This window comes from Streptomyces thermoalcalitolerans (assembly GCF_039525155.1).
GTDB lineage: Bacteria > Actinomycetota > Actinomycetes > Streptomycetales > Streptomycetaceae > Streptomyces > Streptomyces thermovulgaris.
In genome coordinates this window covers 1-24,441 of sequence record NZ_BAAAHG010000068.1, presented here as the reverse complement: position 1 = coordinate 24,441, position 24,441 = coordinate 1, and the positions used below count along the sequence as shown (strand labels likewise).

The 24,441-nt window shown below is 69.6% G+C and carries 22 protein-coding genes and 1 tRNA gene; 11 read left to right on the top strand and 12 right to left on the bottom strand.

Annotated elements, in window-relative coordinates; genetic code table 11:
• From ABD224_RS26425 to ABD224_RS26395, 7 genes are all read left to right on the top strand, one after another.
• Positions 1-71: transfer RNA gene (locus ABD224_RS26425), tRNA-Gln, on the top strand.
• Between the two features lie 122 nt (positions 72-193).
• Complete coding sequence (gene glmU / locus ABD224_RS26420; protein WP_344054265.1) at positions 194-1,642, top strand: bifunctional UDP-N-acetylglucosamine diphosphorylase/glucosamine-1-phosphate N-acetyltransferase GlmU; 1,449 nt, start codon at positions 194-196, stop codon at positions 1,640-1,642.
• Between the two features lie 94 nt (positions 1,643-1,736).
• A complete protein-coding gene (locus tag ABD224_RS26415) occupies positions 1,737-2,711 on the top strand; it encodes a ribose-phosphate diphosphokinase (protein WP_344054264.1) in 975 nt (324 codons plus the stop codon).
• Positions 2,712-2,946: 235 nt separating this feature from the next.
• Positions 2,947-3,531 carry a 50S ribosomal protein L25/general stress protein Ctc gene (locus ABD224_RS26410; protein ID WP_344054263.1) on the top strand — a complete coding sequence of 195 codons (585 nt, stop codon included), beginning with the start codon at positions 2,947-2,949 and terminating at the stop codon, positions 3,529-3,531.
• Between the two features lie 71 nt (positions 3,532-3,602).
• A complete protein-coding gene (pth, locus tag ABD224_RS26405; RefSeq protein WP_344054274.1) occupies positions 3,603-4,205 on the top strand; it encodes an aminoacyl-tRNA hydrolase in 603 nt (200 codons plus the stop codon).
• Between the two features lie 77 nt (positions 4,206-4,282).
• Positions 4,283-4,789 carry a hypothetical protein gene (locus ABD224_RS26400; protein WP_344054262.1) on the top strand — a complete coding sequence of 169 codons (507 nt, stop codon included), beginning with the start codon at positions 4,283-4,285 and terminating at the stop codon, positions 4,787-4,789.
• 140 nt (positions 4,790-4,929) lie between these two features.
• On the top strand, positions 4,930-5,658 hold the full coding sequence (locus ABD224_RS26395; protein ID WP_344054261.1) for an LPXTG cell wall anchor domain-containing protein: 729 nt from the start codon (positions 4,930-4,932) through the stop codon (positions 5,656-5,658).
• A 138-nt stretch (positions 5,659-5,796) separates the two neighbouring features.
• Here ABD224_RS26395 and ppc read toward each other — a convergent pair whose 3' ends face one another.
• A complete protein-coding gene (gene ppc / locus ABD224_RS26390) occupies positions 5,797-8,526 on the bottom strand; it encodes a phosphoenolpyruvate carboxylase (protein ID WP_344054260.1) in 2,730 nt (909 codons plus the stop codon).
• A 294-nt stretch (positions 8,527-8,820) separates the two neighbouring features.
• Between ppc and ABD224_RS26385 the strand changes: the two genes are divergently transcribed.
• Positions 8,821-9,828, top strand: coding sequence for an acyl-CoA desaturase (locus ABD224_RS26385; protein ID WP_344054258.1), 1,008 nt, complete (start codon positions 8,821-8,823; stop codon positions 9,826-9,828).
• Entirely contained in the window at positions 9,825-10,502 is a 678-nt protein-coding gene (locus ABD224_RS26380) for a TetR family transcriptional regulator (RefSeq protein WP_344054256.1), read from the top strand. Before ABD224_RS26385 ends, ABD224_RS26380 begins: the two co-directional genes overlap by 4 nt.
• Here the strand turns inward: ABD224_RS26380 and ABD224_RS29520 are convergent.
• Positions 10,499-11,065, bottom strand: coding sequence for a VOC family protein (locus tag ABD224_RS29520; protein ID WP_425581058.1), 567 nt, complete (start codon positions 11,063-11,065; stop codon positions 10,499-10,501). The two genes, ABD224_RS26380 and ABD224_RS29520, sit on opposite strands and share 4 nt — an antisense overlap.
• Entirely contained in the window at positions 11,062-11,886 is an 825-nt protein-coding gene (locus tag ABD224_RS26370; RefSeq protein WP_344054254.1) for a trans-aconitate 2-methyltransferase, read from the bottom strand. The genes ABD224_RS29520 and ABD224_RS26370 overlap by 4 nt, the downstream gene beginning before the upstream one ends.
• Before the next feature lie 96 nt (positions 11,887-11,982).
• On the opposite strand from ABD224_RS26370, the gene ABD224_RS26365 reads away from it, so the two are divergent.
• Complete coding sequence (locus ABD224_RS26365) at positions 11,983-12,480, top strand: MarR family winged helix-turn-helix transcriptional regulator (protein ID WP_344054252.1); 498 nt, start codon at positions 11,983-11,985, stop codon at positions 12,478-12,480.
• On the opposite strand, the gene ABD224_RS26360 is transcribed toward ABD224_RS26365, so the two are convergent.
• Positions 12,439-13,206, bottom strand: coding sequence for a response regulator transcription factor (locus tag ABD224_RS26360; RefSeq protein ID WP_067396421.1), 768 nt, complete (start codon positions 13,204-13,206; stop codon positions 12,439-12,441). The genes ABD224_RS26365 and ABD224_RS26360 overlap by 42 nt on opposite strands.
• A gap of 221 nt (positions 13,207-13,427) precedes the next feature.
• Between ABD224_RS26360 and ABD224_RS26355 the strand changes: the two genes are divergently transcribed.
• The gene (locus ABD224_RS26355; RefSeq protein ID WP_344054248.1) at positions 13,428-13,871 is read left to right on the top strand and encodes a GNAT family N-acetyltransferase; all 444 of its coding nucleotides are present in this window, start codon (positions 13,428-13,430) and stop codon (positions 13,869-13,871) included.
• An 89-nt stretch (positions 13,872-13,960) separates the two neighbouring features.
• Here the strand turns inward: ABD224_RS26355 and ABD224_RS26350 are convergent, their stop codons facing one another.
• From ABD224_RS26350 to ABD224_RS26315, 8 genes are all read right to left on the bottom strand, one after another.
• Positions 13,961-14,551: a Uma2 family endonuclease gene (locus tag ABD224_RS26350; RefSeq protein ID WP_344054246.1), complete on the bottom strand. Its 591-nt coding sequence runs from the start codon at positions 14,549-14,551 to the stop codon at positions 13,961-13,963.
• Between the two features lie 554 nt (positions 14,552-15,105).
• Positions 15,106-15,780 carry a hypothetical protein gene (locus tag ABD224_RS26345; RefSeq protein WP_344054244.1) on the bottom strand — a complete coding sequence of 225 codons (675 nt, stop codon included), beginning with the start codon at positions 15,778-15,780 and terminating at the stop codon, positions 15,106-15,108.
• Between the two features lie 448 nt (positions 15,781-16,228).
• Positions 16,229-17,383 carry a galactokinase gene (galK, locus tag ABD224_RS26340; protein ID WP_344054242.1) on the bottom strand — a complete coding sequence of 385 codons (1,155 nt, stop codon included), beginning with the start codon at positions 17,381-17,383 and terminating at the stop codon, positions 16,229-16,231.
• On the bottom strand, positions 17,384-18,352 hold the full coding sequence (gene galE / locus ABD224_RS26335; RefSeq protein ID WP_344054240.1) for a UDP-glucose 4-epimerase GalE: 969 nt from the start codon (positions 18,350-18,352) through the stop codon (positions 17,384-17,386).
• Positions 18,349-19,452 (bottom strand): galactose-1-phosphate uridylyltransferase, encoded by a 1,104-nt coding sequence (gene galT / locus ABD224_RS26330; RefSeq protein ID WP_344054238.1) that lies wholly within the window; start codon positions 19,450-19,452, stop codon positions 18,349-18,351. The genes galE and galT overlap by 4 nt, the downstream gene beginning before the upstream one ends.
• Before the next feature lie 374 nt (positions 19,453-19,826).
• Positions 19,827-20,498, bottom strand: a complete 672-nt coding sequence (locus tag ABD224_RS26325; protein WP_344054235.1) for a helix-turn-helix transcriptional regulator — start codon at positions 20,496-20,498, stop codon at positions 19,827-19,829.
• A gap of 296 nt (positions 20,499-20,794) precedes the next feature.
• Complete coding sequence (locus tag ABD224_RS26320) at positions 20,795-22,639, bottom strand: outer membrane protein assembly factor BamB family protein (protein WP_344054232.1); 1,845 nt, start codon at positions 22,637-22,639, stop codon at positions 20,795-20,797.
• A 103-nt stretch (positions 22,640-22,742) separates the two neighbouring features.
• Positions 22,743-24,441: outer membrane protein assembly factor BamB family protein (locus ABD224_RS26315; protein WP_344054230.1), on the bottom strand; the 1,699-nt coding region annotated here is incomplete at its 5' end.

The window sequence follows — 24,441 nt, the reverse complement described above, 5'->3', positions numbered from 1 at the left end:
TCCCGGGTCGTCTAAGGGCAAGACGTCAGATTTTGGCTCTGATCATGGGGGTTCGAGTCCTCCCCCGGGAGCACATGCCCAGTTCGGGTCCTGACCCCTCAGGGGGCAGGACCCGTTCCTGTCTCGTCGCCCGAATGCCCCCGGTATCCTGCGGTTGTCCAACCCCCACCCATCCACAGCCGAAGGGCATTCCGTGAGCGCCATCTGCCCGGCAGCCGTCATCGTTCTCGCAGCGGGTGAGGGCACCCGTATGAAATCGGCCACACCGAAGGTCCTGCATGAGATCTGTGGCCGTTCCCTGGTGGGTCATGTGCTCGCCGCTGCGCGTGAGTTGAAGCCGGAGAATCTTGTCGTCGTCGTCGGGCACGCGCGGGAGCAGGTCACCGCGCATCTGGCCGAGATCGACGCCGAGGTCCGTACGGCCGTGCAGGAACAGCAGAACGGGACCGGGCACGCGGTCCGCATGGGGCTGGAGGAGCTCGGCGGGTCCGTGGACGGGACCGTGATCGTCGTCTGTGGGGACACGCCGCTTCTGACGGGTGAGACCCTGCGGAATCTCGCCGCTGTGCATCACTCCGACGGCAATGCCGTCACCGTGCTCACCGCTGAGGTGCCGGATGCGACGGGGTACGGCCGGATTGTGCGGGACGGGGTCAGCGGTGCGGTGACCGCGATCGTGGAGCACAAGGACGCGACTGAGGAGCAGCGGGCGATCCGGGAGATCAATTCCGGGGTGTTCGCGTTCGACGGGCGGTTGCTGGCCGATGCCCTGGGGAAGGTCCGGACGGACAACAGTCAGGGTGAGGAGTACCTGACGGATGTGCTCGGGATTCTGCGTGAGGCGGGTCACCGGGTGGGTGCGTGCGTGGCTGCTGATCACCGGGAGATCGCGGGGATCAACAACCGGGTGCAGTTGGCGGAGGCGCGGCGGATTCTCAATGACCGGTTGCTGACGGCTGCGATGTTGTCCGGGGTGACGGTCGTGGATCCGGCGACGACCTGGGTGGATGTGTCGGTGACGTTCGAGCGGGATGTCGTCGTGCATCCGGGGACGCAGTTGTGCGGGTCGACGCATGTGGGTGAGGGCTCGGAGGTGGGGCCTCACAGCCGGCTGACGGATACGCGGGTCGGGGCCGGTGCGCGGGTGGAGAACACGGTGGCTGTCGGGGCGGTGGTCGGTCCGGGGGTTTCCGTGGGTCCGTATGCGTATCTGCGGCCGGGGACGGATCTTGGGCCGAAGTCCAAGGTGGGGACGTTCGTCGAGACGAAGAATGCGTCGCTCGGTGAGGGGACGAAGGTTCCCCATCTGTCTTATGTCGGGGACGCGACAATCGGTGAGTACACGAACATCGGTGCGGCGACGGTGTTCGTGAATTATGACGGGCAGAACAAGCATCACACGACGGTGGGTTCGCATTGCCGGACGGGTGCGGACAACATGTTTGTTGCGCCTGTCACAGTGGGGGACGGTGTCTATACGGCGGCCGGCTCGGTGATCACGAAGGATGTGCCGTCGGGTGCGCTGGCGGTGGCCCGTGGTCAGCAGCGGAATATCGAGGGTTGGGTGGCTCGCAAGCGTCCGGGGAGTGCGGCGGCGAAGGCTGCCGAGGCGGCTGCTCGGGAGTCCGGGGGCGAGGGCTGACGGGGAACGGCTGCTCGAAATACGGCGTACCGTGATAAGTGCGCACACGCGTGTACCCCACCATGCTGCGAACACCTTCTGAGGAGACACTGCTGTGACCGGGATCAAGACGACCGGCGAGAAGAAGATGATGTTCTTCTCCGGCCGCGCCCACCCCGAGCTTGCCGAGGAAATCGCCCATGAGCTGGGTGTCGAGGTCGTCCCGACGAAGGCGTTCGACTTCGCGAACGGGGAGATCTATGTGCGGTATCAGGAGTCGGCGCGGGGTGCCGACTGCTTTCTGATCCAGAGCCACACTGCTCCGATCAACAAGTGGATCATGGAGCAGTTGATCATGATCGATGCGCTGAAGCGTGCGTCGGCTCGTTCCATCACGGTGATCGTGCCGTTCTACGGTTATGCGCGGCAGGACAAGAAGCACCGTGGGCGTGAGCCGATCTCGGCGCGTCTGATCGCGGATCTGATGAGGACGGCGGGTGCGACGCGGATTCTCGCCGTGGATCTGCACACGGATCAGATCCAGGGTTTCTTCGACGGGCCGGTGGATCACCTGTTCGCGCTGCCGCTGCTGGCGGACTACGTGGGCGGCAAGGTGGACCGTTCGAAGCTGACGGTCGTGTCTCCGGACGCGGGCCGTGTGCGGGTGGCGGACCGCTGGTGCGACCGGTTGGGTGCGCCGCTGGCGATCGTGCACAAGCGGCGTGATCCGGATCTGGCGAACCAGGTCACGGTGCATGAGGTCGTCGGTGATGTGAAGGGCCGCATCTGTGTCCTGGTGGACGACATGATCGACACCGGTGGCACGATCTGTGCCGCGGCGGACGCGCTGTTCGCGCATGGTGCGGCGGATGTGATCGTCACGGCGACGCATGGTGTGCTGTCGGGTCCGGCGGCGGACCGGCTGAAGAACTCGAGGGTGAGCGAGTTCGTGCTGACGAACACGCTGCCGACGCCGAGCCAGTTGCAGCTGGACAAGATCACGGTGCTGTCGATCGCTCCGACGATCGCGCGTGCGGTGCGTGAGGTGTTCCAGGACGGTTCGGTGACGAGCCTGTTCGACGAGCGGTGACGGTCGTGCCGTAGTGCCGTAGTGCCGTAGTGCCGTGGGCCGTGGTGCCGTGGGCCCGTGGACCGTTTTGGGGTCGGCCTCCCGCTCTGAGTACACTGCTGCAGTTGCTCGGCGAGGGAGGCCGTACTCGTTGTCGTGGTGCGGCGGTCCGTTATCGACGTGCTCTTCGTAGCAGGCTGTTCGGAGCCGGGCGACCGCGTCCGTTTTCCGTCTACTTCTACGAGGAGTGGTGAGCATGTCCGAGGTGAAGATCGCCGCCGAGACGCGCACCGAGTTCGGCAAGGGTGCGGCGCGTCGTATCCGCCGTGAGAACAAGGTTCCCGGTGTGCTGTACGAGCACGGCATGACCCCGGTCCACCTGACGCTGCCGGGTCATGATCTGCTGCTGGCGCTGCGTACGCCGAACGTTCTGATCTCCCTGGACATCGACGGCAAGACCAACGAGCTGGCGATTCCGAAGGCGGTGCAGCGTGACCCGCTGAAGGGTTTCCTGGTGCACGTGGACCTGCTGCGGGTCAAGCGTGGTGAGCGGGTCGTCGTCGAGATTCCGGTGGTGGCCGAGGGCGACCTGGCTCCGGGCGGGAACCTGCTGGAGCACGTTCTTCCCGCGCTGCCGGTGGAGGCCGAGGCGACGCACATCCCGGACACGCTGTCGGTGTCGGTGCAGGGGCTGTCCGCCGGCGCGTCGGTTCTGGCCAAGGACATTCCGCTGCCGAAGGGTGTGAAGCTGGCGGTGGAGGAGGACACTCCGGTCCTGCAGGTTCTGGCGGCGCAGACCGAGGCCGCGGAGAGCACGGAGGAAGAGGGCGCCGAGGCCTGAGTCCGGCCGTCGTCGTTTCGTCAGCCGCTGTTCCCGTCGGGGGCAGCGGCTGGCGCTGTATTTGAGGAGATCTGGACGTGACGACCCCTGCGAATGCTCCCTGGCTGATCGTCGGGCTGGGCAATCCCGGACCGGGGTATGCGATGAACCGGCACAATGTCGGGTTCATGGTGGTGGATCTGCTGGCCGATCGGATCGGGGGTCGGTTCAAGCGGGCGACGAAGGCTCAGGCGCAGGTGGTGGAGGGCCGGATGGGTCCTGTGGGGCCGGGCAGCCACCGGGTGGTGCTGGTGAAGCCGATGTCGTACATGAATCTGTCGGGCGGGCCGGTGAAGGCGCTGCGGGATTTCTACAAGGTGCCGCTCGACCGGATCGTGGTGGTTCACGACGAGCTGGACATCGGTTATGGCGCGTTGCGGCTGAAGCGGGGCGGTGGTGACAACGGGCACAACGGTCTGAAGTCGCTGACGAAGGCGATGGGGCCGGATTATCACCGGGTGCGGTTCGGGATCGGGCGTCCTCCGGGGCGTATGCCGGTGGCGGATTATGTGCTGAAGGATTTCTCGCCGGCGGAGCGCAAGGAGTTGGACTACTTCGTGGACCGGGCGGCGGATGCGGTGGAGTGTCTGCTGGCGGAGGGGCTGGAGCGGGCGCAGAACGCGTACAACTCCTGATGTGCCGCCTTGTGGCTTCTCCCGAGGGTGACCGGCCTTGGGGGGGCTGAAGTTGACCAACGGTAGGGGTATGGCCAATGATCCCCGCCATGCCTGCCGTGAGCGTTTCCCGTACTCGTCAGGCCTCCCACGCCGTGCTCCGGTTCGGGCTGGTCGCGGCGATGGGTGTGGTGACGGCGCTGATTCTGATCGCGGGGGTGTGGGCGTCGTGGGACACCGCGCCGTACGTGATGCTGACCAAGGGGCGTGAGCACGGCACGGTCACGGTGACGGACTGTGCCGGCGACACGTGCACGGGGCCGTACTCGCCCGTGTCGGCCGGGTCGACGCCCCGGGAGCGGGTGGTGATCGCCCGTACGGCGGCGGTGCGGGTGGGGCAGACCTACAGCGTCGTCGTCAAGCCGGGGACGGATCAGGTGCTGCGTTCGGGTCCGGCCGGGATTCTGCACGCGTGGACTCCGCTGGGCGGTGCGCTGCTGCTGGCCTCGGTGGTGGTGGCGGGCGGGCTGCGGCGGCCCCGGGTGGCGTGGGTGCTGGCGGGGGTGGGGATGGCGCTGCTGACGGTGGTGTCCCTGACGGTGTGAGGCGGCTTCGGTGCTCTCCCCGCCTGCGGGGGGCGGGGAAGCCGTTGCTGCTTCGTGATTGACCCCGGTCGGGGCGAGGCCGAGACTGAATCGCCCCCCATCTTCCCCCTTGGTCACTTTCCGCTCAGGTGGGCCGACTCATGCACCACCCTGCCCGTATCGGCGTCCTCGCCGCTGTCTGTTCTCTCGCCCTGTTCACCGCCCCGGCCGCCCATGCGACCCCTCCCGGTGACAACGGCACGGTCAAGATCCACGATGCCTCCACCGGAGAGGAGCTGCGGCGCAACGAGCCGCATGTCTGCACCTTCTACCTGGACGCCTTCGGTTTCGACGGCGGGCAGCGGGTGGACTGGCGCATCGAGCGGTGGGCTCCGGCGGCCGGCGGCAAGGGCGAGACGGTGCTGTCGGACAGCCTCGTCCTGGATGCGTCGGGCCACGGCCGGAGCGAGGATCTGTCGCTGCCGGACGGCCACTACAAGCTGTTCTGGAGCTTCGACGGTCAGAAGGGTTCCGCGAAGCACAAGGTGTTCTGGACGGACTGCGAGGACTCCGGGGACTCCGGGGACTCCGGGGGCTCCGGGGACTCCGAGGGGGGCGGCACGACGCCGTCCGGTACTCCGTCGGCGTCGGTCACCCCTTCGGCCGAGCCGTCCGAGCCGTCCGAGCCGTCCGGGTCCTCCGGTGCGTCCCCGTCGGCCACGTCTCCGGCCGCGGTCCCCGGGGCGTCTCCGTCCGCGCAGGGCACCACCGGTGATCTCGCCGATACCGGCAACGGTGTCCCGGTGGGTCTGCTGTCCGGTGCGGCGGCCGCGCTGGTCGCCGTGGGCGGTTTCCTGCTGTTCCGCCGACGCGGGGCCGTCCGCGACTGACGCGGCGCCCTCCCGGCCCCTTCGCAACCCCCTTTCAGCCCCCTTCCCAGCCCCTTCGTGACACACAGGTGCCCCTGAGCCCGGTTGCTCGGCTCAGGGGCACCTGTCGTGTGTCCCGTGCGGCGCCGGGGCCGGCCGTCAGCCGGTGTTGCGCATGCCGGCCGCCACGCCGTTGACGGTGAGGAGCAGGGCCCGGGAGAGCAGCGGGTCGGGTTCCTCACCGGCCTCCGCGGCGTCGCGCTGCCGCTTGAGCAGGGCGACCTGGAGGTAGGAGATCGGGTCGAGGTAGGCGTCGCGGATGGCGAAGGTCTGCTTGAGCACGGGCTGGTGGTCGAGGAGTTCCTTCTCGCCGGTGACGCGGAGCACCTCGCGCACGGTGAGTTCGTGCTCGGCCCGGATGCTGTCGAAGATGTGCTTGAGGTGGTCGGGGACGAGGGTGTCGACGTAGTGCCGGGCGATGCGCAGGTCGGTCTTGGCGAGGGTCATCTCGACGTTGGAGATGAAGTTCCGGAAGAAGTGCCACTGCTCGTACATCTCGTCGAGCACGGTGTCGAGGCCGGCTTCGCGCAGGGCCTTGAGGCCGGAGCCGACGCCGTACCAGCCGGGGACGATCTGCCGGGACTGGGTCCAGCCGAACACCCAGGGGATGGCGCGCAGTCCGTCGAGGCCGGCGCCGGAGTCGGGGCGGCGGGAGGGCCGGGAGCCGAGGTGGAGGTCGGCGAGCTGGTCGACGGGGGTGGAGGCGAAGAAGTACGCCGGGAGGTCGGGGTCCTCGACGAGCGTGCGGTAGGCGGCGTGGGCGGCGTCGGAGACGACGTCCATGGCGGCGTCCCAGCGGGCGAGGGCCTCGACGGACTGGCGGGGGGCGGTGTGCAGGGCGGAGGCCTGCAGGGTGGCGGCGACGGTCAGTTCGAGGTTCTCCCGGGCGAGGGAGGGGATGAGGTACTTGTCGGAGATGACCTCGCCCTGTTCGGTGACCTTGATCTCGCCCTCGAGGGTGCCCCAGGGCTGGGCGAGGATGGCGTCGTGGGTGGGGCCGCCGCCGCGGCCGACGGTGCCGCCGCGGCCGTGGAAGAGGCGCAGGCGTACGCCGTAGCGGTGGGCGACGTCGCGCAGGCGGCGCTGGGCCCGGTGGATCTCCCACTGGCTGGTGGTGATGCCGCCGAACTTGGAGGAGTCGGAGTAGCCGAGCATGACCTCCTGGACATCGCCCCTGAGGGCGACCAGGCGCCGGTAGGAGGGGTCGGAGAGCATGTCCTCCAGGAGGGTGTCGGCGGCCCTGAGTTCCTCGGTGGTCTCCAGCAGCGGCACGATGCCGATCTTGGCCCAGCCGGCGTGGAGGTCGATGAGGCCGGCTTCCCTGGCCAGCACGGTGGCGGCGAAGACGTCGTCGGCGCCCTGGCACATGGAGATGATGTAGGACTCGATGACCTCGGGTCCGAAGACGTCCAGGGCTCGCTTGATGGTCTCGAAGACGCCGAGGGTCTTGGCGCCGGCCTCGTCGACGGGGGCGGGGGTGGGGGCGAGCGGGCGGCGGGAGCGCAGTTCCCTGGCGAGGAGCTTGGTGCGGTACTCGCGGGGCATGTCGGCGTAGCGCCAGGATTCCTCGCCCAGCCGGTCGAACAGCTGCCCGAGGGCGTGGTGGTGGGCGTCGGCGTGCTCGCGGATGTCCATGGTGGCGAGCTGGAGGCCGAAGGAGGCGAGGGTGCGGATGATGCGGCTGAGCCGGCCGTCGGCGAACAGGCCGCCGCGGTGGGCGCGCAGGGAGTCCTGGATGATGCGCAGGTCCTTCAGCAGCTCGCTGGTGCCGAGGTAGTCGTGGCCGGGCTCGTGGGGGGTGCCGGTGGCCAGGCGCTGCTTGGTGTTGACGAGCTTCTGGCGGATGCAGGTGGCCTTGAGCCGGTAGGGCTCCTCGGCGTTGAGGCGCTTGTAGCGGGGGCTGATCTCGGGCAGCTTCTCCAGGTCGTTCTGGAGGGAGGTCAGCAGTTCCTCGGTGGCGCCGGTGTAGCGGATGGAGTTGGACAGGAAGCCGCGCAGCTCGTCGATCAGGGCGAGTGCGTCGTTGATGCCGTGTTCGTGCTGGAGGATCAGCACGTCCCAGGTGACCTGGGGGGTGACGTTGGGGTTGCCGTCGCGGTCGCCGCCGATCCAGGTGCCGAAGGTGAGGGGGCGGGTGTCGTCGGGGAGCTTGACGCCGACGCGTTCGAGTTCGGCGGTGAGGTCCTCCAGGACGTCGCCGACGGCGTCGGCGTGGAGCTCGTCGAGGTAGTAGATGGCGTTGCGGGCCTCGTCGGTGGGCTCGGGGCGGACGACGCGGAGTTCGTCGGTCTGCCAGATGAGGTCGATGTTCTCGGCGAGCCGGGTGTCGAGGCGGCGGCGGTCGGAGGCGACGACCGGGGTTTCCAGCAGGTCGGCGATGCGGCGGAGCTTGTTGAGGACGGAGCGGCGGGCGGCCTCGGTGGGGTGGGCGGTGAAGACCGGGCGGACGCTGAGGTGCCGCACGGTTTCGCGCAGGTGTTCGGGGTCGGCTTCCTTGAGCCGGTCGGCGGTGCGGGCGAGGAGGCCGCCCTCGGCGGCGCGGCGGGCGCGCAGCTCGCGGCCGCGGTGCACCTGTTCGGTGATGTTGGCGAGATGGAAGTAGATGGAGAAGGCGCGGACCAGCTTGGCCGCGGTCTGCAGTTCCGTGCCGCGCAGCAGTTCGGCGGCGGCCTCGCCGTCCTCGCGGGTGAGACGGCGGACCTTCTCGACCAGTTCGAGGAGCTCGGGACCCTCCTGCCGTACGAGGGTCTCCCCGAGGAGGTCACCCAGTCGGCGGATGTCGGCGCGCAGTTCGCTGCTGGTCGTCGTCTGGTCGTCGGCACTGCTCACAGGTGCGGCTCCTTGCGGGATTGAAGCGCTTCTGGGAGGGAACCCGGACGGGTGCCACGCGGCGGGTCACCGCATCACGGTCCGGGCATCCGGGAAGGGATTGTCATCAGCGGACCGCGCTGTCCGACCAACGCCAAGTCTAGGTGTCGGGCGGGACTCGCAGGGGTGCGGGCCCTTGCCGCGGGGCGACACGCTGCCATACTTACGACGCCGTAGGTTACGGAACCGTAAGAAGCTGGACGGTTCCGCGAGCCGCCGGCGTCCGTCTTGAATCTCGACCCACAGGGGACGCCCATGACCACGAGCTCCGATGTGATCGACGGCCCCCCGGCACCGGACGGCACCGCGTTGCCGTCCGCCACGCTGGGTGGCGACCAGAAGCGTTCGATCGAGCAGATCACGTTGCTGCTCTTCATCGTCGTTCCCTTCCTCGCGCTGCTGGCGGCGGTGCCGATGGCGTGGGGCTGGGGGGTGAGCTGGCTGGATCTGGGCCTGCTCGTGTTCTTCTACTTCCTGGGCTGCCACGGCATCACGATCGGCTTCCACCGGCACTTCACCCATGGTGCGTTCAAGGCGAAGAAGCCCTTGAGGGTCGCGCTGGCGATCGCGGGGTCGATGGCGGTCGAGGGGCCGCTGGTGCGCTGGGTCGCCGACCACCGCAAGCACCACCGGTTCTCCGACTCCGAGGGCGATCCGCATTCGCCGTGGCGGTACGGCGAGACGATTCCGGCGCTGCTGAAGGGCCTGTGGTGGGCTCATGTCGGCTGGATGTTCGACAAGGAGCAGACGCCGCAGGACAAGTACGCACCGGATCTGATCAAGGATCCGGCGATGCGGCGGATCTCCCGTCAGTTCGTGCTGTGGACGACGGTGTCGCTGCTGCTTCCGCCGCTGATCGGCGGTCTGGTCACCCTGTCGTGGTGGGGGACGTTCACCGCGTTCTTCTGGGGGTCACTCGTCCGGGTGGCTTTGCTGCACCATGTGACCTGGTCGATCAACTCGATCTGCCATGCGGTCGGCAAGCGTCCGTTCAAGTCGCGGGACCGCTCGGGGAACGTGTGGTGGCTGTCGGTGCTGTCCTGCGGCGAGTCCTGGCACAACCTGCATCACGCCGACCCGACCTCGGCCCGGCACGGGGTGGAGCGCGGCCAGCTGGACTCCTCGGCGCGGATCATCCGCTGGTTCGAGCTGCTCGGCTGGGCGTATGACGTGCGCTGGCCGTCACGCTCACGTATCGATTCCCGCCGCAACACCGATCAGGTCCGCTCCCGGCGCCGTAAGGAGACCGTCAAGGCGGCATGATTGACCGCGTGGCGACCGACTCCAGCAGCACTCACAGCAATGACAAGCCGCGGCGCACGCGCCGCACCCGTATGACCGGTGCCCAGCGCCGTCAACAGCTACTGGAGATCGGTCGCACCCTGTTCGCGTCGAAGGGCTTCGAGGGCACGTCGGTGGAGGAGATCGCGGCGAAGGCCGGGGTGTCCAAGCCGGTGGTGTACGAGCACTTCGGCGGCAAGGAGGGCCTGTACGCGGTGGTGGTGGACCGTGAGATGCGGCGGCTGCTGGACATGGTGACCAGCTCGCTGACGGCCGGCCATCCGCGTGAGCTGTGCGAACAGGCGGCCTTCGCCCTCCTGGACTACATCGAGGAGTACACGGACGGCTTCCGCATCCTGGTCCGTGACTCCCCCATCCCCCAGTCGACGGGCTCCTTCGCCTCCCTGATCTCCGACATCGCCACCCAGGTGGAGGACATCCTGGGCCGCGAGTTCAAGTCCCGCGGCTTCGATCCCAAGCTGGCCCCGCTGTACGCCCAGGCCCTGGTCGGCATGGTCGCCCTGACGGGTCAGTGGTGGCTGGACGTGCGCCGCCCGAAGAAGGCGGAGGTCGCGGCGCACCTGGTGAACCTGGCGTGGCACGGACTGGACGGCCTGGAGCAGAAGCCGCGGCTGATCGGTCACCGGAAGGCTTAGACCCGGTCTACGGCTTCTGCCGGCCGGCCCCTCCCCTCCGCCTGGTCTCCGGCCGCCGTCCTCTGCCTCTCCTCCGGCTGTCCTCTGCCCTCCCCCTTCCGGCCGCCCTGCCCGGCTTCGGCCGTCCCCTGCCTGCCTTCGGCCGCCTCCTGCCCGTCGTCCTGGCCGGGAACCCCGGCCAGGTCCTCGGGGTTCTCCCGGCAGGGCTCCAGGAACTCCAGCCGGTCGCCCACCGGGTCCTCGGAGAAGAAGCGCCGGTGGCCCGGCGGGGCGCCGTCCCGGGTGACGGGTGCTCCGTGGGCCTTCAGCCGGGCGGCGTGCGCGTCGATGCCGGTGACCCGCAGGCCGGGGTGGGCCTTTTCGCGGGGCGGACGTCCTGCTCGATGCCCAGGTTGGAGCTGGACGGTCCCGGCCTGGAACCAGCAGCCGCCGCGTGCGGCCAGGACCGGCGGCTTGGGGATCTCGGTCATGCCGAGGGCATCGACGCAGTACCCGCGCAGTCGCTCCTCGGAGCCGGGCGGTGCGGCCGGCTGGACGTGGTCGACGGCGGCCATCATGGTCATGCCCTCTTGACTGCCACGGCGAAGATCCGCCGGAACGGGAACGGGGTGCCGTGCGGGCCGGCCGGGTAGGCCTCGCGCAGGGCGGCGCGGTACTCACCCAGGAACTCCTCGCGTGCTGCCGGGTCGTCGCCCAGGGCGGTGAGGACGGGCCGCAGCCCGGTGCCCATCAGCCAGTCCAGGACCGGGTCCTCACCGGTCAGCAGGTGGATGTAGGTCGTCTCCCAGACGTCCGCCGTGCAGCCGAGGCCGGCCAGCCGTTCCAGGTACGCCTCGGGGGTGAGCACCGCGTCCTCGTGGCGGAGGGTGCCCGCGAGGCGGTCGCGCCAGCGGGCGGAGCCCGCGAGCTCGCGCATCAGCCGGTGGCTGGGGGCGGAGAAGTTGCCGGGCACCTGGAAGGCGAAGGTGCCGCCGGGGCGGAGGGCCGTGATCCAGTCGGCGAACCGGTCGGCGTGGCCGGGCACCCACTGGAAGGTGGCGTTGCTGACGATCAGGTCGTACGGCTCGTCGGGGGTCCAGGTGCGCACATCGGCGTGGGCGAAGTCGAGGCGTCCGCCGCCGGGGGTGGGGCCCTGGTGGTCGGTCACGGCCTTGTCGAGCATCTCGGGCGAGTTGTCGTAGCCGGTGATGTGTGCGGTGGGCCAGCGGCCGGCGAGCAGGGCGGTGACGTTGCCGGGGCCGCAGCCGAGGTCGGCGATGCGGGGCGGGCGGGGGCTGCCGGGCAGGTCGGGGATACGGGCGAGCAGGTCGGTGAAGGGGCGTGTGCGGTGGTCGGCGTGGCGCAGGTACTGGGCGGGGTCCCAGACGGGAGCATGGCTGGGCATGGCGGCCTCCTCGGCTCTCACTCCAGTCTATATCTCGATGTCAAGAGAATGGATATCAAGAGACTTCACGTCGACACAACCACTACACTGACCGTCATGGAGGACGAGGTCGATCGGCTGGTCGCAGCGTGGCGCCGGGAGCGTCCGGACCTCGATGTGGGGCCGCTTGAAGTACTCAGCCGGGTGAGCAGACTCGCCCGGCACCTGGATCGTGCACGGCGGCAGGCTTTCTCCGAGCACAGCCTGGAGCCCTGGGAGTTCGATGTCCTGACGGCGCTCAGACGTGCGGGGGCGCCGTACCAGCTCTCCCCCGGACAGCTGCTGACCCAGACCCTGGTCACCTCGGGCACCATGACCAACCGGATCGACCGGCTGGCGAAGAAGGGCCTGGTGGAGCGCCTTCCCGACCCCCATGACCGGCGCGGTGTCCTGGTCCGTCTGACGGAGGAGGGCCGGGACCGCGCGGACAGCTCCCTGGCGGAACTGCTGGAGCAGGAGCGGGCGATCCTCGCGGAGCTGTCGCCCGCCCAGCAGGCCGAGCTGGCGAACCTGCTACGCCAGCTGACCGCCCCGTTCGACAACGTCTCCGGTTAGCTCGACGGGCCCCACTCCGGCGCGGCGGGCGAGGGCGACGGCGGCGAGGGTGGAGTGGACGCCGAGCTTGCCCAGGACGTTCTGCATATGGGTGCGCACGGTGTGCGGGGACAGGTACAGCCGTTCGGCGACGGCCTTGCGTCCGAGCCCGGCGACCATGCAGCGCAGCACCTCCCGCTCGCGCGGGGTCAGCGACTCCACCAGGCGCTCGCTCTCGGTGCGGTGCCTGCGGGCGGCGGTCAGCTCCCGCAGGACGCCGGTGAGCAGGGCCGGCGGCAGATGGGTCTCGTCGCGCAGGACACCGCGGATGACGGTGAGCAGCCGGGACAGCGAGCAGTCCTTGGCGACCCAGCCGCAGGCCCCGGCCTGCAGGGCGAGCGCGGCGCGCTGCGGGTCGTCCTTCTCGGCCAGGACGACGGAGCGCACCGAGGGCTGGGCGTTGCGCACCCCGGAGACCAGGGAGATGCCGTCCACCAGCCCGTCCTCCTCGCCCTCCCGTACGGGGACGGCGGGGCGGGCCCCGGGGGCGCTTCTGCCGAGGTCGGCGTCGACGAGCATGACGTCGAAGCGGCGGCCCTCGGCGGCGGCCCTCTCCAGACAGCGCAGCGCGGCCGGCCCGGACCCGGCGGCGGACACGTCGACGTCGGGCTCGGCGGCCAGGGCGGCGGCGAGCGACTCGGCGAAGATACGGTGGTCGTCGACGACCAGGACTCGGACACGGACCACGGAAAACCCCCTTCCCCAGGCTCCTGGCAGAGCAGGGGCTTCTCAACGTCGAAACGCGCCAAAGAATGCGCCGGAGAACGCCGGCCGGCTCGCCCCCCGACGCTTCTCACCCCCCTGACCGGCACCGGCCCCCACCGGTACCGCTCTCAGAGTACGGGCGGTGAACGCCAGGGGAAGGCAATTCTCAGAACTGACCGTCCAGCGCGTTTAGGGTGTGCCGCATGTTTCGTATCGAGGCAGAAATCGACAGAGAGCGCCGCAATCTGCTCCGTTCCCGCCTCCGCGACACAAACACGGCGGCCTCCCCGGTCATCGCCGCCCTGCGCACAACCCCCGCCGCACACGAAACTCCCCTGCACCTGTGGGCCCTGCACGACTCGGGCGCCCTGGCCGGCGGCCTGGTGGGCCACACCTGGGCGAGGTGGCTGCATGTGACCTACCTGTGGGTCGACGCCCCGCACCGCGGCGCGGGCCTGGGCTCCCGCCTTCTCGAGCAGGCCGAGCGCATCGCCCGCGACCGGCGCGACTGCACGGCCGCCCGCCTGGAGACCTGGGACTTCCAGGCCCCGGACTTCTACCGCCGGCACGGCTACGAGGTGGTGTGCGCGATCCCGGACTACCCACCGGGGATCACGGAGTACACCCTGACGAAGCGCCTGGTCTGACACCTGGGCCTCTGACGTCTGGGTCCTTCGACTTCCGGGTCCTTCTGGGTCCGGCGTCCGAGGCCGGCTGCCCGAGCCGACGGCGGCCCTCAGAGCGCGTCGAGCGCCTCCGCGGTGATGTCGATGTCGATGTCGTACGGCACGTCGAGCTTCAGCCGGCCGCGGTGGGTACCGGTCAGGGCGTACGTCTTGGTCAGCGGGTCGAGTTCGTAGGTGCGGACCACGGGGTGGTGATCGGAGCCGCTCATCTCGACCAGCCAGAAGTGCGGGATGCCCGCGGCGGCGTACTTGTGCGGCTTGGTGTCGTGGTCCCGGGCCTCGGAGTCCGGGGAGACGACCTCGACGGCCAGCAGGACGTCGGCGACGGCGAAGCGGGTCTGCTCCCTGCTGGTGACCGCCTCCGCGCGGACTACGCAGATGTCGGGCTCCGGTCCGTTACGACGGTCCAGGACGACCGTCATCTCCCGGACGATCTTCATCGTCTCGGGAACCGTGCGGCGCAGACCGGTCACCAGAAGGTCGATCACGATGCTGTGGAAATACCGCTGCGGACTCGCAAAGACCAAGCTCCCGTCGATCAGCTCGGTGTGCGGCGGGAGGCCGGGCAACGTGAACAGGTCGTCCACGGTGTATCCGTCCCGGGGCGGCACCGGCCAGCGGCAGCCGGGCTCAGCGGTCATGATTCCTCCCATGGACGGCATCCTCGGCCTGCCCGTCCACGGTAGCCGTCGTCCTTGACGATCGTCATCACAAAGAGTGACGACCGGGCCGATGGGTGACGCACAGGACGGCCTTTCGGCCGGACGGACCACGCGGCCGTCGCCAGTCAGGGAGCGCACCACAGGCCGCGACGAGTCCTGACCGTGCCTTCTTCGTGCGGTCCGGTGCGGTCCGTCCATGCTCCGGCGGGCTGCTCCGTCCCCCCTCTCAGGCCGGTGCGGGATCTTCCCGGTTCCGACTGCGGGACCGGCGTTGTGATCGTTTCGGGTACCGCGCCGCGGGTACCCCGCACGAAGGATCAGCGGCTCCTTGGCGGAGGAGGCCTGTTTCATGCCGAACGCCATCGCCGGCAGGGAATCTTCTTTCAAGAGCCTGGGACGCGGCCGGCCCCGCGAGTACCACCTGGTGACGCAGAGCTTCGGCCCCGTGCCGGCGCCATGGTCGTCGTGACGTCGCTGATCGCGCCGGCCGTCCTGTTCCCCGTCGCCTTCACACCGAGAAAGCTGTGTCCTCGTCATTCATCCTCGTAGCGGGGCAGCTCTTCGGGAAAGTCACGGGAAGGCTTGCACTTGGCCAGCTTGTAGACGTGCTTGGTCAGCTGGTAGGCGATGTCGGTCAGAGGCTGTCGCAGTGTTGCGCCAGTGGGTTTGCGATTCTCGTAGACACTCGCACTCACCTCGGCGATGACTGCATAGTCTTTGTTCCTGGAGGCGTCGTAGGAAGAGATGGCGGGGGATGCGCAGGGTACGTACGCCGCCGAGAACGCGTCCTCGGCGTCGAATTGAGCCAGAGCTTCTACGCCGTCGACAGATACGCGAACAATCTTTTCGTCACGGCTTTCCCGAAACCTTTCAAGCCAGTCCGCCTTGGAGACAGGTTGAACCCATATGCGACCCCAGACGGACGACTCACTACTGGTGACGACTTGGCACTGAAACGTGAAGTCGTACTTCGTGTTCCGAAGGCCGGCCCATTCCTCCGCCGACCGGGCCGGCGGCAGCACCTGGATCACCAGGTCCCGTTCGACAGTGTTCTCACATACCTTCGCGGGCAGACGCTCGAGCCCCTTGGTGAAGGTCTGCACGTATCCGAACCAGCCGGCACATCCCACAAGACAGAGAACTGCCAGGCTGGCAACAAACCCTTTCAGGGTGTACTGGGTTACGTTCTGTTCCCTGTTCTCAGCCATTCGGACACTCCTTCGTTCCCCTCAGAAGCTCCCTGCCGGCGTCCCGGCCGTCGTCCACGGCATCACGCATCAAGCCGTCGGTGCCTTCTTTGAGGGAGATCGAAGTGGTGCCGATCGATGCTTGCTTCAGCCGCCCACTGCGTTTGCCCGTCGGTTGCATCACGGGGGTCGTGCAGATCCGCCGCACTGCGCTACAAGGCCTGCTCACGCAAGCGTCCCTCTCCTGACGGCCGCTGCTCCCACTCTGCCCGCACCCTGTGCGGCCTCCCCCGTGTCCGACGGTGCACCACTGGTCACGCAGTGCCGGCCATGAACACTACCGTTGCCCGTCAAAGCCTCTGTGGGACTTGGCCGTTCGGGGCTCGGTGTCCAGTGCGGCCATGACGGTGCTGGCCCCGTACACGCTGATCGTGCACGGGGCCGATGCGGGCTGCGGGAGCAGGGGGCGTCAGTCCACCCGTCGTGCCCCCGCCGAGGGCACGGCCTCGAAGACGCGTGGGGGTGTGTGGCCCGCTGTGGTGAAGGCCTCTTCGATCGCCTTGGTGAGCGGCTGGACGTCGGCCTCCTCCACGAGTGCGATCGCCGAGCCGCCGAAGCCGCCGCCGGTCATGCGGGCGCCCAGGGCGCCGGCGGCGAGGGCCGTGTCGACGACCAGGTCCAGCTCCGGGCAGGAGACACGGAAGTCGTCGCGCAGGGAGATGTGTCCCTCGGTCAGGACCGGGCCTATGGAGCGCGGGTCGCCCGACTGCAGGTGGGAGACGACGCGTTCGACGCGGGCGTTCTCCGTGACCACATGGCGGACCAGGCGGCGGACCTCCTCCTCGTCGCCGAGGCGGTCCAGCGCCGCGTCCAGGTCGGCGGAGGAGATGTCGCGCAGGGCGTCCACGCCCAGCAGGGCCGCGCCCTTCTCGCAGCCCGCGCGGCGCTTGCCGTACTCGCCGTCGCTGTGGGCGTGCTTGACCCGGGTGTCGACGACCAGCAGACGCAGGCCCTCGGCCTCCAGGTCGAAGGGGATCTGACGCTGGGACAGGTCGCGGGTGTCCAGGAACAGGGCGTGGCCTGCCTCGCAGCAGGCCGAGGCGGTCTGGTCCATGATGCCGGTGGGGGCGCCGACGTAGATGTTCTCGGCGCGCTGGCACAGGCGGGCCAGCTGCCAGCCCCTCAGGTTCAGGCCGTAAAGGTCGTTGAGGGCCAGGGCCACCACCACCTCCAGCGCCGCGGACGACGAAAGACCGGCGCCCGCGGGGATCGTCGAGGACAGGTGGATGTCCGCGCCCGTCATCTCGTGGCCCGCCTGGCTCAGGGCCCAGACCACGCCCGCGGGGTAGGCGGTCCAGTTCCGGTCGGACTCGGGGGTCAGGTCGGCGACCCGCAGTTCCACGGGGGATCCCGGCATGTCCGCCGAGTGCAGGCGCAGGACGCCGTCGGTGCGGCGCGCGACCGCGGCGAGGGTGGTGTGCGGCAGCGCGAAGGGCATCACGAAGCCGTCGTTGTAGTCGGTGTGCTCGCCGATGAGGTTGACGCGGCCCGGCGCCGCCCAGATCCCTTCCGGTGCGGTGCCGTACAGCTCGGTGAAGCCTTCCCGGACCTCAAGTGCCCCCACTTACCTCTCCCTTGCGATGTACTGGGCGAACTCCCAGGCGTCCGCGACGATACCCGCGAGGTCCGTGCGGGTGGGGTTCCAGCCGAGTTTTTCGCGGGCGGCGGCGGCCGAGGCGACCAGGACCGCCGGGTCGCCGGCCCGGCGCGGGGCCACGACCTCGGGGATGGGGTGGCCGGTGACCTGCCGGGCGGTCTCGATGACCTCCCGGACGGAGAAGCCGTTGCCGTTGCCGAGGTTGCAGATCAGGTGCTCGCCCGGGGCGGCCGCCCGCAGGGCGAGGAGGTGGGCCTCGGCCAGGTCGGCGACGTGGATGTAGTCGCGTACGCAGGTGCCGTCCGGGGTGGGGTAGTCGTCGCCGAAGACGGAGATCGTGTCCCGGCGGCCCTGGGCGACCCGCAGGACCAGGGGGATCAGGTGGGACTCGGGGTCGTGGCGTTCGCCGTACGGCCCGTAGGCGCCGGCCACGTTGAAGTAGCGCAGCGAGACCGCGCCCAGGCCGTGGGCCGCCGCCTCGCTGGTGATCATGTGGTCGACGGCGAGTTTGGAGGCGCCGTAGGGGTTGGTGGGCCGGGTCGGGGCGGTCTCGACGACCGGGATCCGCTCCGGTTCGCCGTAGGTGGCCGCCGTGGAGGAGAAGACCAGTGTGCGCACGCCGGCCTCGCGCATGGCGGCGAGCAGGGCCATCGTGCCGCCGACGTTGTTCTCCCAGTACTTCTCCGGCTTCACCACCGACTCGCCCACCTGGGAGAACGCGGCGAAGTGCAGCACCGCGTCGAACGACGAGTCCATCCATTTGGCGGCATCGCGGATGTCGCCCTCGATGAAGGAGGCACCGGCCGGCACGCCCTCGCGGAAGCCCGTGGAGAGGTTGTCGAGCACGACGACCTCGTGACCGGCCTCCAGCAGATGCTGGGCGACCACGCTGCCGACGTAGCCCGCACCGCCCGTCACCAGGTATTTCCCGCTCATGAACTCGCTACCTCTCGCAGTCTTTCGGCCGCGCGCTCGGGCGGCACGTCGTTGATGAACACGCTCATGCCGGACTCGGAGCCGGCAAGGAACTTCAGCTTGCCCGAAGTGCGGCGAATGGTGAGGATTTCGGCGTGCAGCGCGAAGTCGTCGCGCGTCACCCCGCCGAACTCCTCCAGCGAGCCGAACGGGGCCTGGTGCCAGGCCGCGATGTACGGCGTGGGAGGGTCGTCCGCGAAGCCGCCCCGCCCGCCTCGCCCGTCCTGTCCGCCCTGTCCGTCGAAGATGCGGTCGAAGCGCCTCAGCAGCTCCAGGTACACCCGCGGGAACTCCGTGCGCGCCGCCTCGTCGAGCGCGAGCAGATCGGGGACGCGGCGCCGGGGATACAGGTGGACCTCGTAGGGCCAGTGCGCCGCGTACGGCACGAAGGCCACCCAGTGCTCGCCCTCGAGGACGATCCGCTCGTCGGCGAGTTCCCGCTCCAGCACGGCGTCGAAGAGGTTCTCGCCGCCGGTGGCCTCCTTGTGGGCCGCCAGTGAGCGCAGCATCAGGGCGGTGCGCGGGGTGGTGAAGGGGTAGGCGTAGATCTGGCCGTGCGGGTGGCCCAGGGTCACGCCGATCTCGGGCCCGCGGTTCTCGAAGCAGAACACCTGCTTGACCGACGGCAGGTGCGACAGCTCCGCCGTGCGGTCCGTCCAGACGTCCAGGACCAGCCGCACCTGATCCTCGCTCAGGTCGGCGAAGGAGGCGTCGTGGTCGGAGGTGAAGCAGACGACCTCGCAGCGGCCCGAGGTGCCGGACAGCGCCGGGAAGCGGTTCTCGAAGACCACCACGTCGTACGAGGAGTCGGGGATCTCGCTCGGCCTTCCGTCCCGGGACGGGCACAGCGGGCACTCGTCGGCGGGCGGGTGGTAGGTGCGGCCCTGGCGGTGGGAGGCGATGACGACCGCGTCGCCGAGCAGGACGTCCCGGCGTATCTCGGACGTGGTGACCGCGCGCTCCAGCGGGCGCCGGTCGGGCGCGCCGCGCACGGTGTCGTCCCGCAGGTCGTAGTAGATGAGCTCACGGCCGTCGGCCAGCCGGGTCGAGGTCTTCTTCACTGTCGGACTCCCTATTGGTCCCCGGGCCCGCTCCTGTCAGCCCCCACCACCCATCCAACACAATCAAACATAACACATCACAACCAATCATCCGTGGGTGTGTTGAAGGAAGGACAGGCCGAAAAAAGACACGGCGGCCGAAGGCATGACGAACGAAGGACACGCCGCGCCACGGCACGGTGGGCGAAGACACGCCGTGCGAAGACACGCCGTGCGAAGGCATGACGAGCGAAAGGCATGGCGACGAAAGGCGCGGCCGGTGATGTGCGGCCGCCACCGGCCGGCCGGTGGCGGCGCTCACCGATCGGCCGGTGGCACGAGGACGGACGGCACGAGGGCAGAAGGGTGCCGTGGCCGTGCCGGGCGGGCCGCGGCTATGTCGGGCGGGCCACCTGGTCCAGCAGGCCGGTGCGGGCGGCCAGGGCCGCCGCCTCCAGACGGGAGCCCACGCCCAGCTTCATCAGGACGCGTTGGACATGGGTGCGGGCCGTGCTGGGGGCGATGCCCATGCCGGCCGCGATCAGCCGGGTGTCCTCGCCCTCGGCGACACGGACCAGGACCTCCACCTCGCGCGGGGTGAGCAGTTCCAGGAGGCGCCGGCCCTCGTCGTCCGGCTGGGCGGAGGGGTTCAGCAGCTCGTCGAAGGCGCCCTGGAGCAGTTGCGGGGCGACCGCCGCCTCGCCCGCCCTGGCCTTGATGATCGCCCGCTCGACGCCCTCGATGCGCTCGTCATGGCGTACGTAGCCCGAGGCGCCCGCGGCGAAGGCAGCCGCGATGCCGCGCGGTGACGGGACCGGCCCCAGGACGACCACCGCGACCTGGGGACGCTCCCGTCTGATCTTCACCACCGGGTCGAATGTGCCCGGCTCGGCCGGTGTTCCCGTACCGAACAGGCACACCTCCGGCGCACGGCTGATCACCACGTCGGCCGCACCGGCGGTCGGTGCCGCCGCGGCCAGCACACGGTGTCCGCGCAGCTTCAGCGCCGAGGCCAGCGCCTCGGCGAGCAGTCGGTGGTCGTCGACCACCATGAGCCGCACTCCCAATCGAGCCCCCCAATCCCCCCAGCGGACGCTCATAGCCCGACGGGCAGTGGTTCCCCCGGCACACCGCCCTTCATGCCCTCGGAAGCTACACGCTTGTTCGACGTCGCGCTGCCCCTACCGGCGAGAAGTGCCCCTGATCGACGGACTTTTTGGGATTCCTCTCCTTCGAGGGGCCTTCGACGGTCCTTCGGAAGTCGTCCGAGAACCGTTCGAGGCCCCTCGGGAGTCACGGCTGCCGGGTCACGGCTGCGGAGTCACGGCCGAGAGGTCACGACCGGGAGGTCACGACCGGGAGGTCATTCGCTCGCACCGAAGGCCAGCACCAGGTACTGCTTGCCGAAGGCCGACCTCATCTTGCTGGCGTAGATCGCCGACATGTAGAGGCGGCCCTGGGAGTAGCGGATCTCCGCGTACTCCGGGGACATGGTCATCTCCGCGTTCCGCACGCTGCGGCTGGCCGGGTTCTCCAGCAGCTTGGTCACCTTGAAGCTGTTGCCGTCGATGCTCACGACCTGGCCGCCCTTGTCATAGGGCGGACGCTTGTAGGCGATGACGTTCCCGCCGTCCATGCGCAGCGGGTAGATCTGGTAGCCGTCGCCCGCGTCCGCGCGCTGGCCGGTCTGCTTGCCGGTGCCGAGATCGAACGCGACGATCTCGTTGGTCTTGGTGAACTCCTTGGCGCCGTCGTGCTCCTCGGTGGGCACGTACAGCCGGTCGTTGCCGACCGCGATGCCCGTGCAGTGCTCGATCTTGCTGATGTTGTCGCAGCGGGCCGCGTACCGGTCGCCGGGCGCCGAGATGCGGGTGCGCAGCTTGCCGGTCCGGTTGTCGATGGAGAAGAAGTCCGAGATGCCGCTGCCGTCGCCGGCGCTGCGGTTGACATCGGCCGCGACGACCAGCGGGTTGGTGGAGACGATCGACGCGTACTCGATGCCCTTCGTCATCTTGTACTCGGAGATCACCTTCCCGGACTTCGGGTCGATGGTCTGGATGTGCAGCTGCTGCTGGTCGTACGGGCCGCACTTGCGCAGCGCGACCAGCTTCTCGCCGCCGCCGTAGCCGGCGTCGTAGCAGGTGTCGTCCGCCTTGGGAAGCCACAGGGCCTTGCCGTCGGCGATGCTGAAGGCGGCGCCGCCGCTGGTGCTGCCCACGGCGACCGTGCCGCCGCTGATGGTGACGTTGTCCAGGCTGACGTCCTGGTCACCGGACTTGACCGTCTGCGTCCACAGCTTCCTGCCGGTGTCGAGGTCGATCGCCGCGACCTGGCTGCAGCCGTTGAAGCGCTTGGTCGCGGTCGGCATGGCGGGCTCGTAGAGGATCGCCGTCTTCTTGTCCGAGGTGATGTGGTGGGTGGTCTGGCACACCGGGCCGGGCAGCTTCAAGGTCCACAGCTTGGTGCCCTTGACGGGGTCGTAGCCGACGATCTCGGCGTTGCCGGTCTTGGCGTACACCTTGTCGGTGAGCCAGGAGCCGGAGGTGGAGGTCGTCTCGGTGACCTCCGGCATCGGCACCTGGAAGAGGACCTGGGAGGCGGTGTTGGCGGGCACCTTCTCCTTGCCTCCGGAGGAGGCTTTGCCGGTGCCGCCCTTGCCGCCGTCGGTGCTCGCGGTGTCCTGCTTGCCGTCACCGCCGGACGACTTCGAGTACCAGACCCCGCCGCCGATGATGAGCGCGATCGCGACGACGGCCGAGACGATGATCGCCAGCTGGGTCCTGCCCTTGCCGCCGCCCGGCTGTCCGCCCTGGGGCCGCACCGGCACGGTCGGCGGCTGGCCGGGGTAGCCGTAGCCGGGCTGCGGAGCCCCGTACGGGCCCGGCTGCGAGGGGTACGGCTGGGCGTACGGGTTCGGCTGCGGACCGGGATAGCCGTAGCCGGGCTGCGGGGCGGGCTGCCCCTGGGGGGCCTGCGGGTAGCCGTAGCCGGGCTGGGGCTGCGGCGGGCCCGCGGGCGGGGGCGGGGTCTGCGGGGGCTGGGCCGGGGGCGGAGGCGTCTGCGGGTAGCCGTAACCCGGCGCCGGCTGGGGGGACTTGGTGAGGTCCGGGCCGTCCCCGGAGGACGCGGACTGGTTCGGCTGGTCCTGGGGCGGACCGAAACCTCCCTGCTGCGGCGGCTGGTTGGGCGGCGGGGGCGGCTGGCTCATGACGGATGCACCTCGCGAATACGGGGACGGCGGCTGGACAACGGGGAAGCGGGACGGCCGGAGCGGCGCGCGGACGCCGGCCGCACGGGACGGCCGGCCCGGCTCACTTGCCGTAGGCGAGCATCAACTTCTCCTTGCTGTCGCCTTCTCCGCTCAGGTGGGTCGTGGAGATGTAGAAGCGTCCGTCGACCCAGTCGATGTCCTTGAAGAAGAAGCTGCGCTCGATCGTCGCGGTGCCCTCCGGGTGCTGCAGCAGCTTCACCGGGGTGTGGTCCGAACCCGTCGTCGGCACGGCCACGACCTGGCCACCGGCGTCGTAGGACGGAGCGGCGTAGGCGATGAGCCGTCCGTTCTCCATCTTGAGCGGCGTCATCGTGGTGTCCGTCGGGGACTTCACACGCCACTTCTCCTTGCCGGTGTCGAGGCTGATCGCGAGGATCTCGTTGCGGCCGCGTCCGACGTCGGTGGGCAGGTAGAGGGTGCCGGCGTCGGCCGCGACGGCCTGGCAGCCCTGCAGGTCACGCCTGAGGACGACCCAGCCGCACTCGGGGTTGAAGCTCGCGTCGGTGTCGACCTGGGAGCGGACGGAACCGTCGCCGTTCAGCGTCGAGACGTTCCAGCGCTTGCGGTCCTCGCTCGTCGAGTACAGGATCACCGGGTCGACGGAGAAGACCTTCCGGACCGACCAGCCCTTGGGGATCTTCCTGGTCCACTTGACCTTGCCGGTGGCGGGGTCGAGTTCCCGCACCTCCTCGTGCTCGGCGGGCTGTCCGGCGGCGCAGGACGCGACCGAGATCAGCCGGGTGCCGCCGGCGAAGGGGCCGGGGAAGCAGGCCTGGCCGTACCTCTTCACGTCGTAGAGCTTCTTGCCGCTGTCGATGTCGTACGCCGTGCCCGACTGGGAGCGACCCACCATCAGCGTCTTGCCGGCGACGGTCAGTTCGAGGGTGAGCGTGCTGTCGAACAGGTCGCCCTCGGCGACCTCGGCGGTCCAGCCCTTCTGGCCGGTGTTCAGGTCGAGCTGCTGGAGCCGGTTGCAGTGGGCGCGGTCGCTGCTGCCGTCCATGTAGGCCACGACGACCTTGTCGTCGGCGGTCTTCTGCGGCGTCACCGCGCAGATCTTCTCCGGGAAGGCGACCGGCTCCCAGGTGGGCCTGCCGTCACTGACGTTGTAGGCGAAGACCTGCTTGTACGCCGCCTTCACCGCCGCCTTGCCGGTGATCCACATGCCCGGTGCGTCGGCGCCGCGGCCGGGTGCCTCGGGCGCCTCCTTGTACCAGAGCACCTTGGCCTCGCCGGCCTTGCGGCCCGCGTTGAGGTCCTCCGGGTCCGTCTTGCCGTCGCCGCTGCCGTCGCCGGGGTTGACGGGGGCGTCCGAGGGGGCGGACCCCGAGGGCTTGGAGTCGCTGCTCTTCTGGGCGGCCGGCTTGTCGTCCCCGCTGCCGGTGACGGCCCATATGGTGCCGCCGGCCACGAGCAGGGCGGCCACCGCGGCGCCGATGACGGCGGCGGGCTTGCCCTTGAACGGGTTGCGGGAGCCGCCGGCGGGCGGCGGGGTGCCGGGGGCGCCCGGGTACTGCGCCTGCGGGTAGCCGTAGCCGGGCTGCGGCCCGTACGGCCCGGGCTGCTGGGGCTGCCCGTACGGGCCCGGCGCGCCAGGGGTGCCGTAGGGGCCCGGCTGGGCGTAGGGGCCGGGCTGCTGCGGGTAGCCGTAGCCGGGCTGGGGCTGCGGCGGGCCCGCGGCCGAGCGCGTACGGTCCGGGGACTTCGCGTTCAGCTCCAGCGTGCCGTTCGGCTGGTCG